The sequence below is a fragment of the Paraburkholderia sp. BR10954 genome (assembly GCF_040965775.1).
Taxonomy (GTDB): Bacteria; Pseudomonadota; Gammaproteobacteria; order Burkholderiales; family Burkholderiaceae; genus Paraburkholderia; species Paraburkholderia youngii.
Genome location: NZ_JBFRCK010000001.1, coordinates 437855 through 453367, shown reverse-complemented (window position 1 = coordinate 453367; position 15513 = coordinate 437855). Strand labels below are relative to the sequence as shown.

Here is a 15513-nt window from a genome sequence, read left to right as displayed (position 1 = left end):
TCCTTTGGGAAGGTACGTTCATCAGCGCGGCCTGCTGGATTGCTGAAAACCACGTGGTTAGCGCTCCATAACAACGCCTCGAACGTTGCTCAAACGTAGTCGTCTATATTCGCGGCAACCGAGCGTGTAAGCAGTTCGTCGACCAGAGAGCTCGAGAAAGCAAGGGCCCGTCGTTCCTACGGCCTCTCGGTCCCGACGCGGGAGGGAGGCGTCCCTGTCGCGCGCAGTTGGAAATTAATACAGCGACGCAGTTAGGAATTGATACACCTCGTTGTACGGTTGCCCCTTTTGGTCGGCCCGTGAAGTCTAGACGCTCAGCCCCACGGAAAGCCATTATCCAAACGTATACGCCCGATATCCACCGATGACTGCAGCGACCGTTCGTAGAAAGACTCGCGCGCTCGTGGCAACGATTGGTGATGCCAAGCACGTTCGCAACGGACGGCAACTCGCTGCGTAGCTTCGCCTCGTCCCACGGCAGCACTCCAGCGGCGGAAAGCAAAACCTGTTCGGCAGCAGCAAGCGTGGCGATTTCTGCGGGTGCTGCTGATCCACTGGGCCCGTTCGGTGATCTTATGTGAAGGGTGGGTGCATGAGCTCATTCGCCCCCGCAATGACAACGTCGCCGCGGTCGGGCATGAAAGCTTGGCAAGCAGTCCCAAGCACTCCGAGCATTAAGGTCCGCCCACGCAAATAGGTACGTCACTCTGGAGCGCCACGGTGTTCACCAGCAGGTGGACGTGACCGTCCTCACGATCACACTCCACCTGTTCCGCCTCGAAGTCGGCGCAGACGCTGGAAAAGATGCTGTGCAGGTCGCCGAGCTGAACCAAACCAAGTATCTCTTGAGCAGCGACGACTGCCAATGGTATCGATGACGGCGACTGCAACATCTGCCGGACGAAGATGGCTGCCTTCCGCTGACGGGTCATGTAACGAGGTCGAGTTGGGCACTCGGAAATGTATCCATGACAATTATTTGATTGTAGTGGGGTTTGCGCATAGCATCTTCTCACTACTCTCACCAACATGCATGAAACGCGACGTCATGCGTATTGCGATTGTGACCTTCGAATTCGTTTCCACACTGGCCCTCCTGACGATTGAGGGACTCCACAGAAGCCGTGCCGGCAGGCAACACGCGGCAGGATGAAGGCACCAAATCCCCTTGTTCAACTGTTTGCTAAGGCTACATGACCATCCAACACATCAAGAAGACAACGAACACGCCGGAACTCGAATCCTGGGGCTCCGTCGGCATTCCGTTGAGCGATCCAGCCTGCGAGCTTCGAGGCATCAAGAAGGTCATTCCCCGAAGGGAGGCGATCGACTCGGGTGTCTGGGAGTGCACGCCTGGACGCTTCCGCCGACAGATTACCGAGGGCGAGGTGATGCACATCCTGGCCGGGCGCGCCACTTTTACACCGGACGACGACCATCCGATCGCGATCGAGACCGGTGACACCGTGTTCCTCTCACCCAACACCGTCGGCATCTGGGACATCCAGGAAACGGTGCGTAAGGTCTACGTCCTTCTTTAGTCTCGAGTGTTCGAAAGATCTCAAACGACTGCTGCCCGCCGCGCACCTAAGCAGCAAGTCATTGTCGGATCGGTGCTCGTTTGAATAGGACATGAGAGGAAAGGATGAATCCGCTGGAAATGAGCGGTCTTGAATTGCTGCGCGCCGCCGCGTCCGGCCGCTTGCCGCAGTCTTCGATGGCCAAGACGATTCCGATGTCGTTTGCAGAGGTCGACATGGGGTATGTGAAGATGACGGCGCGCGCTGGTGTCCAGCATCTGAATCCAATGGGTGGCGTGCACGGCGGCTTCGCGGCAACCGTACTCGACTCCGTGACGGGTTGCGCCGTGCAATCGGCGTTGGAGGCCGGCGTTGGTTACGGCACGATAGACCTGCAAGTGAAAATGCTGCGACCTGTGCCGCGCGATCAGGACGTCATGGCGGAAGGCCGGATTGTCCACGTCTCGCGGAACCTCGCAACCTCGGAAGGCACGTTGATATCCCGCGAGGGGAAGCTTCTGGCGACGGCGACGGCAACTTGCTTTTTGAAGAGAGGCTAAAGCGGCGAAGGTCAGGTGATGTGTCTGTCTGCGGCAGTAGATGACTGGTCGTTTTTTCTTGGCTGAGGGAATGAAATGAAGACTACCGCCCGTCGCGGGCTCGAGGCTGTTTGCCAGGAAACCTGAGTCTCGAAATTGAGGATCACAGCGCGGCGATCCGGAGCGCATCGCCGCGAACTTCGAGACATGGAGCAGTCTCTTCGACGAGTGCATTGCCGCAGCGCAAAGCACAGGTGACGTCAGCAACCGACTGCCGGCGTCGATGCTGGCCCTGCCGAGCAGTGCTGGCGGCGTAAGTAACGCCATCTAGACCTTGCGCCAGTCGTACTCGGTCGGCCAATAACGTGCGAGTTTCTGCGTGGTCGCGAGCGGGTCGCTTGCACGAGGCCTCGCATAGGTGCAGTGCTGAACACGAACCGTGTCGCGGAATAGGCACAGCTGACGCAAGCCTAGATGTATCCATGACAATTCTTGGCTTGTATTGCTTGCCAAGCCTATCATGCGTAACTGCCTGCCTCGACCTGCCGTACCCCGTCGGCATTGTCATTGCGGACCCGGGCAGACATCACAAGGATGGAATTCGTGCGGATAATGAAGCGGCCTTTGCGGGAGTGTGACGCTAAAAGCGCATTTCGGTGGTTTCGTGATTTAGGTTCTGGTGCCATAAATAAATGGCAAAAATTGTGCGCCGAGGGTGCCTACTGCGGAGTTGCCAATGTCCCCAATCCGTGCAGTTGAACGTAAATTCGAGATGCCGCCGGAGCAAGCGACGCCGGTCGTCTTCGTCGTCGACGACGACGTCTCATTGCGTGAGTCGCTCGAAGCAATGGTTCGCTTCGCCGGTCTTAGGGCAGAGACGTTTGCTTGCGCGCAGGACTTTCTCGGACATCCGGCCGCCAGGGTGCCGAACTGCCTGGTGCTGGACGTCGGTCTTCCCGATCTCAGCGGCCTCGACTTGCAGAATCGTATTGCATCCGAGCGTACCGACATGCCAATCATCTTCATCACCGGCTACAACGACGTATCGACGACGGTGCGGGCCATGAAAGCTGGAGCAGTTGAATTTCTCACCAAGCCCTTTGACGACCAGGTCCTGCTCGATGCCATCCGGCACGCCATCGAGTTAAGCCGTGCGGCGATGAGGGAGGCGGCGGAGTTGCAGGCGATCCAAGATCGCTACGTTTCACTAAGTCGACGCGAGCGCGAGGTCATGACGTTGGTGGTGACCGGCCTTCTGAATAAGCAGATAGCGGGCGAATTGGGCATCGCGGAGATCACGGTGAAGGTGCACCGCGCGCAGGTCATGCGAAAGATGAACGTACGCTCGCTTGCCGAACTGGTCAAAATCGCCACGAGACTTAATCCTGACCGCGCGCCAAGGGCAGCGCTGCAACGCGCAGCGTGAGGGACGGGGCGTTGGTCGCGAAGCCAATCAGGCGGCACATGGCCATGTGTGCGCAATTGTATCGTTGCAAGGCTTGGTCAAGGTAGGCTCGGCTCGGCGCGCCGACCGACGGCGACAGTCCATTTCGGAGCGCTATTCGGCGCATGCGGCCCCGTGTTTCCCGGTGGAGTGTCATGTTCGCGACGCCGCACGGTTGCAGAAGGAGGCCGGCACGCAAGGCAGCCAATGGATCATGGTGGACGCGCTCATCCCCAGCGCCGCGTAATCCGTAGTCGCGCGGGCGCACTCGGACTGTTCCTGCACGTCGTTCAATTCACCGTTCCGCGAGCCATGTGGACACGCGACCGGTATGACGATCGAGCCGCACCCTCGTGCGGCGACCCACGCCCCGCCGACCCGGCACATTTTCCTTAACGTAGAACAGGAGGTTATGCCATGCACCCCCCTTCTTCCGCCTGGTTATCGCGCTGCCGCTCGTGACTGCTTCGCTAACCGCTTTCGCCGCTTCGTCGGGCGCCATGATGGTGTCCGACTGCTGGATCCGCTCGATGCCAGGCGACGTGCCGTCCGGCGGCTACTTCAAACTGATGAACATGGGTGACAAGCCCGTTGATCTCGAAGGTGTCAGCACGGAAGCGTTCGGCATGTCCATGCTGCATCAGACGCAGACTACCGGGAGCACGTCGAAGATGGTCATGGTCGACAAGGTGACCGTCCCGGCCAACGGGACACTGACATTCGCGCCGGGCGGGTATCACGTAATGTCCGAGAAGGCCCAGAAGCCCCATTATTGGCTGTGGCAGCAATATCCCGAGCAAGTCAATGACTACGCTGGCTGCGGCTAGCGCGGTGATTTCAAGAAATTGCCCAATAGCGATGTGCTGTGCACGAAAGCTGCGATCTGGAAACCAGCCGATGAGCAGGGCAAGGTCATCAATGTTCGTTGCTACAAACGTGGCAGCAGCCGTGGCAAGTAGCATTGGGAGTGCAGACATCTTTTCGCCGTACTAGGTGCCTGCAGAACTCGGAATATTTCGTACGCCGGCAGTCCGCGTTTAGCCTCCCTGGTCGACTCGTCAAGATCCGGGGAAGCGTGCTCACAAAGGTCCGGTGGAAGTAACCTGAGCGCTATTGCGGCGGGGCGGGAGATTTGGACTCCTCGCCGCGTCGACAGATCTCCGATCGGGATTGCACTATGCCGCTGTCGGCATGGGTGATAGCGCGCCTTTTCCAGCGTCCGATGTACGGAAATGAGGTGCCCGTCACAAAAGCGGAACGGTCCCCCCATGTGGAACTCCGTCGCTCCCATCACCTCGCCCTCTCTGAGGCCTTCCTATCGGCCGCGCAGAGTGTCGCTGAGACAGTATTTCCCATAGAGCAGGCAATGAGACGCCGCTCCGTTCAGCGATCCGTTGCCCGGCAATTCATCAGCGACGACACGCGTGGCGTTCGACGCAGGCACCTCACAGCTCTCGTTAAAAGTCACGAGGGCACCGACGACAAATACCAGAATTGCGATCAGGAATACTGCAAGAAAGTGATTTTTCATAGTCGAATCCCTCGCGCCGGCGGTCGGGCCATCACGGTGTCCGTCAGTCAGTGACACCGCACCAATACTGAACTGCCATCCGGCCGCGGTACAACCTTCAGTATGTCTGCCTGAGTGACCTGATCAGTCTCGCGATCGGCACGACCCAGAGTACGCTCATGAGGATCCATGCCCAAGCGGCGAGCAGCGCCCACTCCATGCGGCTAAGCGGCCTGTCCCGCCATGCCCGGCGAACGCGCGCGGTGCGGCCCGCGTTGGCCCGCGCCGTGATCCGGCTTGACCGTGCCGAAAGCATTCGTATGCGGCTCATCGCCACCATCCTTCGCAACCTGCCCCGTCTGCCCGATGGCAGGCGCGTCGGGTGCTATTTAAGCAACGTCATCTGCACGACCTTCACGATGACCAGTGCCACCGCGATCAGCAGATAGCCGCGCAGCACGCCCATCCAGACCCGCTTGGCGAGCGTGAGATTGGCGGGCGGCAACTCGTCGAGCGGTGGCATCCGCCATGTCTGACGGGCGCCTTCCGGAGACGCCTGTGCGGTCATTCCGGCGGCGCCGTCCGCCGGTTCACGGCGCAGCCTGCGAATGCTAACGGTGATCGCATAGCCAACGATGGCCAGCAGAGTGCCGCCGGCCAGCACCTCGAGCATTGTTTCCCCGCTCATGTCCGGGTACATCACGGAAGCTGTCAGGATGATGGAGAGCATGACCAGCACCCAGATCACCGTCCCTGTGAACAGGTTCACTTTCATCGAGTTGGCCCAAGGACCCAGCACGGCCCTGTCGTTGCACAACAGCAGCAGGAACACCGTGGCGCTCGGCAGCAGTACGCCCGCCAGGGTCTGCACGGCCAGAGTCAGCAGACCGAGCGGGCTGCCTGGGATCAGCACCAGCGCCGCCGAACCGGCGACGATGCCGAAGTACACCAGGTAGAAACCCTTGGCGGACGCGACACTACGATGCAGTGAATGGCGAATCTTGAACACGTCGCCGATCGCATAGGCGGTCGACAGGGACACCGCCGCGGCGCCGATGATCGCGGCGTCAAATAGCGCGATGGCGAAGCAGGTCGCCATGGTGCGTCCAGCGTATTTTTCCAGGCCAGCGATCACGCCACCCGCATCCGTAAAATTGCCGAATCCGGGGCGGCCGGCGAACAGCTCGGCACAGAAGGCCATCATCGCCACCGCACCAATCATCACGAACACGATCCCGATCCACAGGTCCGCTTTTTCGTAGCGGATGAAACGTGGCGTGATGCGCTTGTCGACCACATAGCTCTGCTGAAAAAACAGCTGCCACGGTGCAACCGTCGTACCCACGATGCCGATGACCAGCAGCATCACATCGGAGAGCTTCGAGTGCGCGGGCCAGTTCGGAATGAAAAAGTCGCGCGCCATCTGGGCAACCGGCGGGTGAATCGACACCAGAACCGGCACCAGCAGCAGGCTTAGCACACACAGCAGCATGGCGAAGCGTTCGAAGCGGCGGAAGTTGCCGGTGCTGACCGCGGCCATCGTCAGCGCTGCCGCGATGCACACGCCCGCCAGCCTGGAGAAGCCAAAGAAGTCGAGTACGAATGTGATGCCGATAAACTCGGTGACGATCGTCAGTGCGTTCAGCAGAAACAGGTCGACGATGCTGAACGCGCCCCAGAACCTCCCAAAGCGCTCGAAGATCAGACGCGCATGTCCGACACCGCTCACGGCGCCCAGACGCAGCACCATTTCCTGGTTGACGTAAAGCACTGGAACCAGCAGCAGCAACGTCCACAACAGCGTGGTGCCGTAGTTTTGCCCGGCCTGCGTATAGGTGGCAAATGCACCGGCATCGTTGTCGCCAACCATCACGATCAGACCGGGGCCGAGGATCGCAAGCAGCGTACGCAAACGCGCCCACCAATGCGTGCGCGGTGCGATGTCGTGGTGCGCGATGGTGCCCAGCGCACCCGTGATATCGCCCAGATGGGCTTCATCGAGGACCGCGCTGCGTTCTAGCACGGCGCTGCGCGCCGCTGAGGTTTCTGCTGGAATGGACATTTTGTTTCCTTCCCCGGTGACGGATTTGCGAAACGAAAATGCTTGGCAATCCGGGATACGCGAGGACACGGTCACGGAACGACCGCATTTGCCCTCGCGTATGGCGGAGCACAGCCCGGTGCTCAGGAGAAAAGCGATTTCAGACGGTGCCAGAAGATGGCAAACCGATGCGATTCATGGCGCTGCAGCGACAGCATCGCGTCGTAGTGGAGGCGCGCTTCATCGACGTGCGGGAGGTTCGACAGGAGGAGGCCGAATTTCATGATATTGCTCCGTGCGTCTGGGTGGATGCGTAATTGCGGGAAGCCAGCAGACACGGGCACGGGGCACGTCAAAGGGATCCGGCCGCGGTCTGTCTGCCTTCCTCGGTTAGTGATCGAGGTGATTGCCATAAGGGATAACTGTCGCTGTCTTGCATTTCGACTCCTTTCTGCTTCAAGTTCGCATGCGGCGAATGCTGCATACGCGTTTCACCACGCGCCGGTTTTCAGATGAATCGACCGGGCGCGAATCAGCGCGCCGCGAGTTCAGTCTGGCGGCGCGATGCCATGCGGTGCGCACGAAGGCGGCTCCACATGTGCTAATCAAAGGTGCACGGGAATATTGCTACGACGCGCACCGTCTGCCTGCTGGCAGGACGGCGGCTCGGAAAGGCGGGCGCGGACGTCTTGCCGGTCAGGCAGCGAATGGGTTCGAAGGTCGACTACTGCAGGTGTCCAAGGCGCAAGCCCCCTTACTGAAGACTTTTAAAGTTTAGGAGACGAATAAAGGACAGGTCAATGTAAATTCGTAAGCAGAACCGTATATTTTGCGTAAACGACGGTCGTTGTCAGGCGCTCCGTTTCTGGATCTTTCGATGACCGATTAGGCATCGCGGCGCTGGTTCAAGCTGGATTTGCAAAGAGCACATCAAATTTTTCGAGCAGCGTTTTTAACTCCAGTCTCTGCCTGTCGATCTGTGCAGGCGCGTCTCGTACCATCACCAGCGTTGCGTATTCGTGCGGACTTAGCATGTGTTCTCCTTCATTGAACCGGGCCGGTGAAGGCATCATCGTCAGCGGGTGACGTCTCGGCAATCTCTCCGGATTCGATGCTCATTCCGGCATGGGTTCAGCGTCCCTTGCTGACCAGCTGATGCTGGATACACCCTTTCCCATGCTGATTCGACTCGCCATCAGTTCCAGCTTCGACTGGTATTTCGGGTGCCCGCGTACGGTCGCGGTGACCGCGACACGCGACCGATCACCCTCGACGTCCTGGCTAACGAAGCCCTGGAACGGCAACGGCTGCGAGTACATCGAATTCGAGAGCAGGGTGCGAATATGAGTCTCGTCCTGTTCGCGGCACACGACGTTCACCTGCAGCGTTCCGTGGCGAGTCAGAGGGATATTGTCTGCGGGTTGTAGATCGGGAATGCGACTTTCGCCTTAAGCGACAGTCGTCCCAAGAAAATCGCGCGACCATTTCCGGAGCGAACGCGGCGTTTTAGTGGCCGTATATATCCGGGCCTGTTCGCAAAATCGTGGGTAGGCCCGAACATCGCACAGCGTCACACCATCAGAACGTGATTACCGTCCGCACTCCAGCCACGGCCTCGTTGCCGATGCGTGCACCGCTGTTGTTGGGATCGGGGATGCCGCCACCCGGATGGAAGATGTACTGGAGTTCGCCCTGCAGCAGCCACCACGGCGCAACCTGATACTGGTACGTTGCCTCGATCACCGTTTCCGCCGAGCGCATGGGGTAGCCTGGCGTCTGGAACGTTGCGATGTCACGATCGAGCGCGCTCGCGCTTGAGCTGACGTTCGCGTAGCTGAGCGCGAGCCCGACCGAGTCGTTGTCCCGGCCCTTGAACGGGGCTTTCAGCACGACTCCCGCATTGATATTGAAGTCAAGCAGGTTACGGTCGCCCGGCGCGCCCATCACACGCGTGAATACGCCGACGGATTGCGGGCTGTCGGCACTCGGGCGCCACACCATCTGGTCAGCGACGGCGTAGATGCTGAAGTTGCCGCGATGCGTGGCCGGCACGCCGTTCGACGCGGGGCTCGCGAGAGAGATGCCGTTGGTGTCGAGGTGCTGATCCGCGAAGTGATTGTTGTTGTACCAGAAGCCCAGCTTGTAGGTGCCTGGTAGCCCGCTCGGCTGTGCCGCCCCGGATCCGCTTGCGGGCGGCTGATTGATCGCGTACTGGACCTCGCCGATCATCATGACGCCGTTGTGCAGGTTGAACTGCGTGCCACTTCCGTTAAGCTGCTGAGGGTCGCCGTTGCCCGGCGCGGGGTTGCCGTCGAAGATGCCGCCGAGAATCGTCATCGAATCACTCGGCTTGAACCGCAGGCGCACGCCAAGCGACGAGAGCGGATAGGCGGGGCCGCCCGCAGGCAGGTCGGTGGCGGCCAGCACGGGCCAGCCGAATGTCGCGTTCGCAAACGTGCTGCCGTACTGGCTGATGATGAATTCCTGATCAAGGCTTTGCTGGCCAATTCTGACGTCGAACCTGTCGCCGAACGCCTGCTGGTACCAGAGTTCCCACAAACGCGTCGACGCTTCGGCCTCGACGCCGCTCACCGCTTGCAGCGAATTCAGGCGTGCCGCCGTGATGCCGTGTCCGTGAATCTGCAACGCATCGACGAAGAAGGTACCGCCCTTCAGGCCGAACGCCTTGTCGGTATCTACGTTAAGGCCGAACTGTGTGGCGCCGTTGTATGAAGCGCCCTTCGAGATACCGCCGGAGAAGTTGCCGTAGAGCTCGCTGGTTTCCTGGGCGTTGAACGTAACGCCGTGGTCGCCCAGCAACGTGCGCAGTCCGCCCATGTCGCCGAGCAGGTTCGAGCGCTCCCAGAATCCGGAGGGCGCCGGGGCGGCGTCGGCCGGTGCCGCGTTTGCGTCGGTGTTCGTTGCTGGGGCGGAGTCGTGGTCCGCCGATATGGGAGCGGGTGACTGCGACTGTGCGTAGGCCGGATCGGATATGCCGACGGTCAGCGCAATCAACAGCGCTGCGGTGGCGCAGAGCGGCTTAATGCGCGAGGATGGGTCGAGGAGGCCTCGCGTGCCAATGCAATTGTCGTTTTGTGTGGGCGTGGCAAAGGAGATCATTTTTGCTTTCTTCTGGTAAACGAACTGATGAATGAGCGACGCCGAAGCAGGAAGGTGTTCGGCGTCACCTCGCTGCAGGCGGCAGTTTTAGGGGTCGTATTCGCGACGGCCGGCTCAGGCGGGCCATGAAGTAGTGCCGGTGTTACGTTTTGACGTGGTCCAGAGGGCCGCGACCGAGGTGCCGCGTTGCACTGCCTCGGGTGGGGAGGGCGCCTGGGTGCCCCCAGAGCTGGGCTGGTCCATCAAGTTCGCGGCGCGGTGCGATTGCCAGCGTCGTACGCAGGTAAGCGCGTGAGACGTGAAGAAAGCGTTCGATATGCATGATTCAACTCCCGTCGAGCCCGGCCAGGCCGGGCAACGTTCGATAAGCGGCACGCCGCCAGCGCAATCAAGCGCTGTCGGTGTTCTTAAGCAAAAATGGGAGCGAGCTACAGATAGACCACACAGGCGGTCCAGAAGAAGCGCGCTGACCCGACAATCGGAGTCAGCGGCAGGAAGGAAAGTCCGGCGTCGCTAACGCGCGATTGCAGTCTGGGTGCCGGCACAGGCCGGCGTACAAGATCGACTACTAGGGCTTGCGTCCACGAAGGACTCTCCTGTTTCTAAGACAGGGCGGATTCTATGCGCGCCGTCTGCGAACGTGCAAGCAGAAATTGTCATGCAGTGCTTAGTAGCTTGAAAAAGGGATACCGAACGCAAACTCGCGAGACATAGTCTCTGCTGCGTGAATGCGCAACGAAGACTTATGCGAATGATTTGCATCCACTGCCAGTAACGGATTCGAAAGAAAAATCTTCGAAATTTTCGTTGACTCGGTTTGCGCGTCGTCACTAGAATTCGCCTGTTTCCACGAAAGGGGCATATGCCTTGGACAGTTGCAGTAGTCGACCTTCGAATAGTTTTTCTGCCTGACCGGCACGACGCCCGCCTGGATTCTTCCTTAGCCGCCGTCCTGCCATCAGGCAGACGGTGCGCGCCGCAGTAGCTTACCGAGTTTCTCTCCCGCGCATCACTTCGATTGGACGCCGTCATGGACACGTGCGCGCTAATGCGCATTTGTCCAGACGTTTCGGCGCGTCGAGCCATTGGCTCGCGGCGCCGCTTGTTCACGCCGTTTTCGCGCACCTGATGTCGCGCGAATCCGGCGTGCAGTTAAACACGTCCGTCAAGCTTGAATCGGACCCTAACGCCAGAGGAGTTCACGATGCCCGACCCTGAGCCTTGTTCCTGCACGACACAGTACGCGTTCTCGTCGAACGCCGCTCGCTTCGCCTGACATCTGGCCGCACACGTTCCTCCACCACGCCCGGGCGCTTCGGCGCGCGTGAACTGAAACGAGAGCAGGCCTGGTCAAAGGCGCCACGTTTCAAGTTATTGGAGAAATCATCATGCACTTTGCACTCCTTCTTCCGCAACTTCCGCACGTCGAAGAAGCTCGCTCGCACTACAACGGCATGCTTGCGCTCGACGCCCGTTCGCACGCATCGGCTCGTGTGGTCGCCGCCATCCGGGCGACCCTCAGGAAGCTCGCTCACTGACGGCCGGTGGCGTTACCCCGGCACGCGGCAACGCGCCGGCCTTCCGGGTATCAAATTCAGGCGTTACGGATAAGGAATAAGTCCAAATGTCCACCACACCTGCAAACATCGCACAGCGCCGCGCCGCTGTGCTCGACGACGCACACGTCGGCGATATCAAGGGCGCCCTCGGCACGATCGCCCGCCACGACACCGCCCCGCGCAGCAACTGGATGGCGCGTCTGCGCACGCTGCTGGCCATCCTCGGCCCCGGCCTCATCGTCATGGTCGGTGATAACGATGCCGGCGCGTTCGGCACGTACACGCAAGCTGGCCAGAATTACGGCACGTCGCTGCTCTGGACGCTCGCGCTGCTGATCCCGGTTCTCTACGTGAACCAGGAAATGGTCCTGCGCCTGGGCGCCGTGACGGGCGTCGGTCACGCACGCCTCATCTTTGAACGCTTCGGCAAGTTTTGGGGTGCCTTCAGCGTCATCGATCTTTTCCTGCTCAATGCGCTTACGATCGTCACCGAGTTCATCGGCATTACGTTTGCGCTCGACTTTCTCGGTGTTTCGAAAGTTCTCGGGGTCTGCATCGCCGCGGTCCTGACGATGGCGGCGGTCAGTACGGGAGACTTCCGGCGCTTCGAACGCTTCGCGATTGTCCTGTGCCTGTTGAGCCTCCTGCTGATCCCGGTGCTCGTTTCGATCCACCCGCCTGTCAGCGTCATCGCGCGTGATTTCTTCGTGCCGACCTGGCCGGCGAATTCGAAGCTCTCCGACGTGATGCTGCTCGTCATCGGCATCGTCGGCACGACCGTCGCACCGTGGCAGCTGTTCTTCCAGCAGAGCTATGTGATCGACAAGCGCATCACGCCGCGTTTCATGAAGTACGAAAAGGCCGACCTCTGGATTGGTATCGCGTTCGTGATCATTGGCGCCGTGGCAATGATGGCCTTCACGGCTGCGCTCTTTGAAGGCCGGCCCGAGTTCGGCAACTTCACTGATGCGGGTGGCGTGATTGCGGGTCTCCACAAATACGTCGGCCAGACGTCCGCTACGATCTTCGCCGTCGCGCTCCTCGACGCGTCGATCATTGGCGCTGCCGCTGTTTCGCTCTCGACCGCCTACGCGATCGGCGATGTGTTCAAGGTCAAACACTCACTGCATCGTAGCGTGCTTGACGCGAAGGGTTTCTATCTCGTCTACTTCGGCATCATTGCGCTCGCTGCGGCCCTCGTGCTGATGCCGGGCAGCCCGCTTGGCCTGTTGACTGAAGCTGTGCAGACGCTTGCCGGCGTACTGCTGCCGAGCGCAACCGTGTTCCTGCTGCTGTTGTGCAATGACAAGGCGGTGCTTGGCCCGTGGGTGAATTCGAAGAAACTGAACGTGTTTACGGGTGCAGTGATTGCCGTGCTCGTCGTGCTGTCGATCATCCTGACCGCGGCCACCGTGTTTCCGGACATCAGCGGGGCGGCGATCGTCAAGATTCTCGTGGGAGGATGCGGGCTAGCCATGGCCGTGTACGCCGCGGTGGAACTCTCGCGCAAGTCGCGCGGCGCGGATGTCGGTCATGGTGCATTGCCGCTCAACAAGCCAGCCCTCAAGGAGTTGCGCAACACGTGGCGCATGCCGCCGCTCGAAGACCTGTCGGCGCCGCAGCACCTGACGTTGTCGACACGCGTATGGATGGGCGTGCTGCGCACCTACCTCGTCGTCGCAGTGGGTCTCGTCATCGTGAAAGTCGTGCAGATGGCCATTCACTAAAGCAAATCGGGCAGGCGCACGTCTGCCCCGATTTTTGGAACGCGCGGCGCACGATTTTGCGTGCAGGCATAAGCATGTGGGTCACATGCTGCGCCTTCAACCTGCCGGAAACTGTCCGTGATCGAATTCCCGCGTCGTTGAATTCTCGCACCGGTGTCTGAAAGAAATCGACGCTAAGAAGACGGCGAGTTACTCGCAAACCAGGATCGTCAGCGGACTGCTCCTGTTAAACCCTTTTAAGCATGGTGCGAACAGGCTTGCTAAAGGGGCTTTCTCGCGGCGTCCTTGACATGTTTTCATTTGGGGACTTCGATGCTCAGCCACCATGAAATCGGGACGTTGCTAACGCTGGCGAACCGGGAAATGCGGGTACAGACACTCGACCCAAACATGCGAGCCCTGCAGACTCGGCAGCTTATAGAGACCCAGGATCGTGCGCCTGGGTGGATCATCGTGCGGCTAACGGATTCCGGCCGCGCGCTGCTGCAGCGCCTGCAGGTTGAGTCGTGATAGCCGTAAAACGAAGCAATTCGCACGGAGTCCGCATGAGGCCTCACTCCGCAATCGAGACTCTCCGGTCCGGATAGGCCGAGGAGGCGGCAATAGCGGCTAAAGCATGCACCGGACATGTCGACGAGGAGGTCTTATGTGGCAGATCAGAATGGGCGAAACCGCCGGGCGAGAATCGGCTTAAGACCAGCCACCCGTCACCATGACATCCTCCGACGTGATCATGCGGCTGTCGTCGGCCGCGAGGAAGAGCGCCATGCGCGCGAGATCGCCGGGCTCCATTTCCTCGTCGATACACTGGCCGCGCCGTATCTCTTCGCGGCCTTCGTCGGTGAGCCACAGGTTGCGCTGTTTCTCGGTCAAGACCCAGCCCGGCACGAGCGTGTTCACGCGGATCCCATACGCGCCGAGCTCCTTGGCGAACCCGCGCGTCAGGCCCTGTACGGCCGCCTTGCTCATCGCGTACACCGGGAACTGGCTGCTCTTGAGCATCCAGCAATGCGAGCCGAGATTAATGATCGAGCCCGCGCGTGCGGCCTTCATATCCTCGACCACGGCCTGCGCTGCGAACAACTGATGCCGCACGTTGACTGCAACGCCCGCATCGAACGACTCGGGCGTAACGTCGGCGAGCGCGTGGCGGCGATCGTTCGCCGCGTTGTTCACGAGCACCTCGATCGGTCCGAACGCAGCCCGCACCTCGGCGATGGCCGCGTGCAACGCGGGGATGTCGGTGACGTCGCAGGCGACGAAGAGCGGCTTATGGCGCGCGTTACCGAGCGATTCGGCAAGAGCTGTTCCCGCGTTCATGTCGATGTCGAGAAAGCCCACACGGGCGCCTTGCGCAACGAAGTGCTCGACGAACGAAGCGCCAATGCCACTCGCCCCGCCCGTGATGAGCACGACCCGGTCGACCAGACTGGGATAGCTCGCGTACCGTGCTTGTCCAGAAGATTCTTTGATAGAAGTTGCCATTGACTTTCCGTATTGAGAATCGCGTACACCGCGATTTTTTTAATCGATCAAGCAGCACCGCCGCGAGCAGAATCACGCCGTGCACGAGGTACTGACAGAACGCCGCGATGTTAAGCAGATTGATCACGTTGTCTTCGATGCCCCGCCCTGCGACGTCGCGCTCGATGGCACGGCGGCGTTCTTTTCTGCCGCCGATGATCTGGGCGACACTTCGGAGGCGCTGCCGAGGGGGGGTTTGGCCACGCTTGACCAGTTCAGGGATGATGGCGACGATGGCCTGGTGAAGCTGGACTGGCTCGTCGAGGTCGCACATCCAGTGTTCTTGAGCTTCACGTTGGCACACCCGTCGCCTGCCTTGCACCAATGCGTTGGGCCAACGCGACTGCTTTTCGACGTATTCGTCGACCAGCGGGCCGATCTGTCCAGCCACCTGTACAAGGTGCCGGGAAAATCAGACGCACAACTGCGCGCTACATAGCCAGTAGAACTTCAGGTTCCAGGCACCGAATCGGCATCAGGCGACGGCTTGGATTTTACGCCCAAATCAGGAAACGGGAAGATCGCGGTT

General features: G+C 60.2%; 13 protein-coding genes and 4 pseudogenes. 8 read left to right on the top strand and 9 right to left on the bottom strand.

The annotated features are described in order from the left end of the window. Positions 1-397: 397 nt before the first annotated feature. A pseudogene (locus AB4Y34_RS02085) lies at positions 398-630 on the top strand (transposase); the annotation flags it as partial. A gap of 92 nt (positions 631-722) precedes the next feature. Here the strand turns inward: AB4Y34_RS02085 and AB4Y34_RS02080 are convergent. Then, positions 723-815, bottom strand: a pseudogene (locus AB4Y34_RS02080) (IS200/IS605 family transposase); the annotation flags it as partial. 378 nt (positions 816-1193) lie between these two features. On the opposite strand from AB4Y34_RS02080, the gene AB4Y34_RS02075 reads away from it, so the two are divergent. From AB4Y34_RS02075 to AB4Y34_RS02060, 4 genes are all read left to right on the top strand, one after another. Further along, on the top strand, positions 1194-1541 hold the full coding sequence (locus tag AB4Y34_RS02075) for a cupin domain-containing protein (RefSeq protein ID WP_368715086.1): 348 nt from the start codon (positions 1194-1196) through the stop codon (positions 1539-1541). Between the two features lie 104 nt (positions 1542-1645). Next, positions 1646-2080 carry a PaaI family thioesterase gene (locus AB4Y34_RS02070; protein ID WP_368715085.1) on the top strand — a complete coding sequence of 145 codons (435 nt, stop codon included), beginning with the start codon at positions 1646-1648 and terminating at the stop codon, positions 2078-2080. Between the two features lie 715 nt (positions 2081-2795). Further along, a complete protein-coding gene (locus AB4Y34_RS02065; RefSeq protein WP_368715084.1) occupies positions 2796-3485 on the top strand; it encodes a response regulator transcription factor in 690 nt (229 codons plus the stop codon). Between the two features lie 548 nt (positions 3486-4033). Further along, positions 4034-4330 carry a copper chaperone PCu(A)C gene (locus AB4Y34_RS02060; protein WP_368715083.1) on the top strand — a complete coding sequence of 99 codons (297 nt, stop codon included), beginning with the start codon at positions 4034-4036 and terminating at the stop codon, positions 4328-4330. A gap of 488 nt (positions 4331-4818) precedes the next feature. Here AB4Y34_RS02060 and AB4Y34_RS02055 read toward each other — a convergent pair whose 3' ends face one another. From AB4Y34_RS02055 to AB4Y34_RS02030, 6 genes and pseudogenes are all read right to left on the bottom strand, one after another. Beyond that, positions 4819-5034, bottom strand: coding sequence for a hypothetical protein (locus AB4Y34_RS02055; protein ID WP_368715082.1), 216 nt, complete (start codon positions 5032-5034; stop codon positions 4819-4821). A gap of 364 nt (positions 5035-5398) precedes the next feature. Next, positions 5399-7075 carry an Nramp family divalent metal transporter gene (locus AB4Y34_RS02050; RefSeq protein WP_368715172.1) on the bottom strand — a complete coding sequence of 559 codons (1677 nt, stop codon included), beginning with the start codon at positions 7073-7075 and terminating at the stop codon, positions 5399-5401. A 122-nt stretch (positions 7076-7197) separates the two neighbouring features. Beyond that, entirely contained in the window at positions 7198-7338 is a 141-nt protein-coding gene (locus AB4Y34_RS02045; RefSeq protein ID WP_176384156.1) for a hypothetical protein, read from the bottom strand. A 621-nt stretch (positions 7339-7959) separates the two neighbouring features. Next, complete coding sequence (locus AB4Y34_RS02040) at positions 7960-8088, bottom strand: hypothetical protein (protein ID WP_255209029.1); 129 nt, start codon at positions 8086-8088, stop codon at positions 7960-7962. 81 nt (positions 8089-8169) lie between these two features. After that, positions 8170-8427 (bottom strand): annotated as a pseudogene (locus AB4Y34_RS02035) (MgtC/SapB family protein); the annotation flags it as partial. Positions 8428-8632: 205 nt separating this feature from the next. Further along, positions 8633-10066 carry a carbohydrate porin gene (locus tag AB4Y34_RS02030; protein ID WP_368715171.1) on the bottom strand — a complete coding sequence of 478 codons (1434 nt, stop codon included), beginning with the start codon at positions 10064-10066 and terminating at the stop codon, positions 8633-8635. Between the two features lie 1496 nt (positions 10067-11562). Between AB4Y34_RS02030 and AB4Y34_RS02025 the strand changes: the two genes are divergently transcribed. Together AB4Y34_RS02025 and AB4Y34_RS02020 are read left to right on the top strand one after the other, a co-directional pair. Continuing rightward, complete coding sequence (locus AB4Y34_RS02025; protein ID WP_176384159.1) at positions 11563-11712, top strand: hypothetical protein; 150 nt, start codon at positions 11563-11565, stop codon at positions 11710-11712. An 86-nt stretch (positions 11713-11798) separates the two neighbouring features. Beyond that, positions 11799-13460, top strand: a complete 1662-nt coding sequence (locus AB4Y34_RS02020) for an NRAMP family divalent metal transporter (protein WP_368715081.1) — start codon at positions 11799-11801, stop codon at positions 13458-13460. 690 nt (positions 13461-14150) lie between these two features. On the opposite strand, the gene AB4Y34_RS02015 is transcribed toward AB4Y34_RS02020, so the two are convergent. Together AB4Y34_RS02015 and araH are read right to left on the bottom strand one after the other, a co-directional pair. Further along, complete coding sequence (locus tag AB4Y34_RS02015) at positions 14151-14945, bottom strand: SDR family NAD(P)-dependent oxidoreductase (RefSeq protein ID WP_176384221.1); 795 nt, start codon at positions 14943-14945, stop codon at positions 14151-14153. Between the two features lie 18 nt (positions 14946-14963). Further along, positions 14964-15078 (bottom strand): annotated as a pseudogene (gene araH / locus AB4Y34_RS02010) (L-arabinose ABC transporter permease AraH); the annotation flags it as partial. On the opposite strand from araH, the gene AB4Y34_RS02005 reads away from it, so the two are divergent. Next, positions 15025-15423, top strand: coding sequence for a hypothetical protein (locus AB4Y34_RS02005; RefSeq protein WP_368715177.1), 399 nt, complete (start codon positions 15025-15027; stop codon positions 15421-15423). The pseudogene araH and the gene AB4Y34_RS02005 sit on opposite strands and share 54 nt — an antisense overlap. Positions 15424-15513: the final 90 nt, after the last annotated feature.

What these genes read in the sequence shown, in the direction of transcription:
- AB4Y34_RS02075 (WP_368715086.1), top strand. Translation starts at nt 1,194, where the DNA reads ATGACCATCCAACACATCAAGAAGACAACGAACACGCCGGAACTCGAA.
- AB4Y34_RS02070 (WP_368715085.1), top strand. Translation starts at nt 1,646, where the DNA reads ATGAATCCGCTGGAAATGAGCGGTCTTGAATTGCTGCGCGCCGCCGCG.
- AB4Y34_RS02065 (WP_368715084.1), top strand. Translation starts at nt 2,796, where the DNA reads ATGTCCCCAATCCGTGCAGTTGAACGTAAATTCGAGATGCCGCCGGAG.
- AB4Y34_RS02060 (WP_368715083.1), top strand. Translation starts at nt 4,034, where the DNA reads ATGCCAGGCGACGTGCCGTCCGGCGGCTACTTCAAACTGATGAACATG.
- AB4Y34_RS02055 (WP_368715082.1), bottom strand. Translation starts at nt 5,034, where the DNA reads ATGAAAAATCACTTTCTTGCAGTATTCCTGATCGCAATTCTGGTATTT.
- AB4Y34_RS02050 (WP_368715172.1), bottom strand. Translation starts at nt 7,075, where the DNA reads ATGTCCATTCCAGCAGAAACCTCAGCGGCGCGCAGCGCCGTGCTAGAA.
- AB4Y34_RS02045 (WP_176384156.1), bottom strand. Translation starts at nt 7,338, where the DNA reads ATGAAATTCGGCCTCCTCCTGTCGAACCTCCCGCACGTCGATGAAGCG.
- AB4Y34_RS02040 (WP_255209029.1), bottom strand. Translation starts at nt 8,088, where the DNA reads ATGCTAAGTCCGCACGAATACGCAACGCTGGTGATGGTACGAGACGCG.
- AB4Y34_RS02025 (WP_176384159.1), top strand. Translation starts at nt 11,563, where the DNA reads ATGCACTTTGCACTCCTTCTTCCGCAACTTCCGCACGTCGAAGAAGCT.
- AB4Y34_RS02020 (WP_368715081.1), top strand. Translation starts at nt 11,799, where the DNA reads ATGTCCACCACACCTGCAAACATCGCACAGCGCCGCGCCGCTGTGCTC.
- AB4Y34_RS02015 (WP_176384221.1), bottom strand. Translation starts at nt 14,945, where the DNA reads ATGGCAACTTCTATCAAAGAATCTTCTGGACAAGCACGGTACGCGAGC.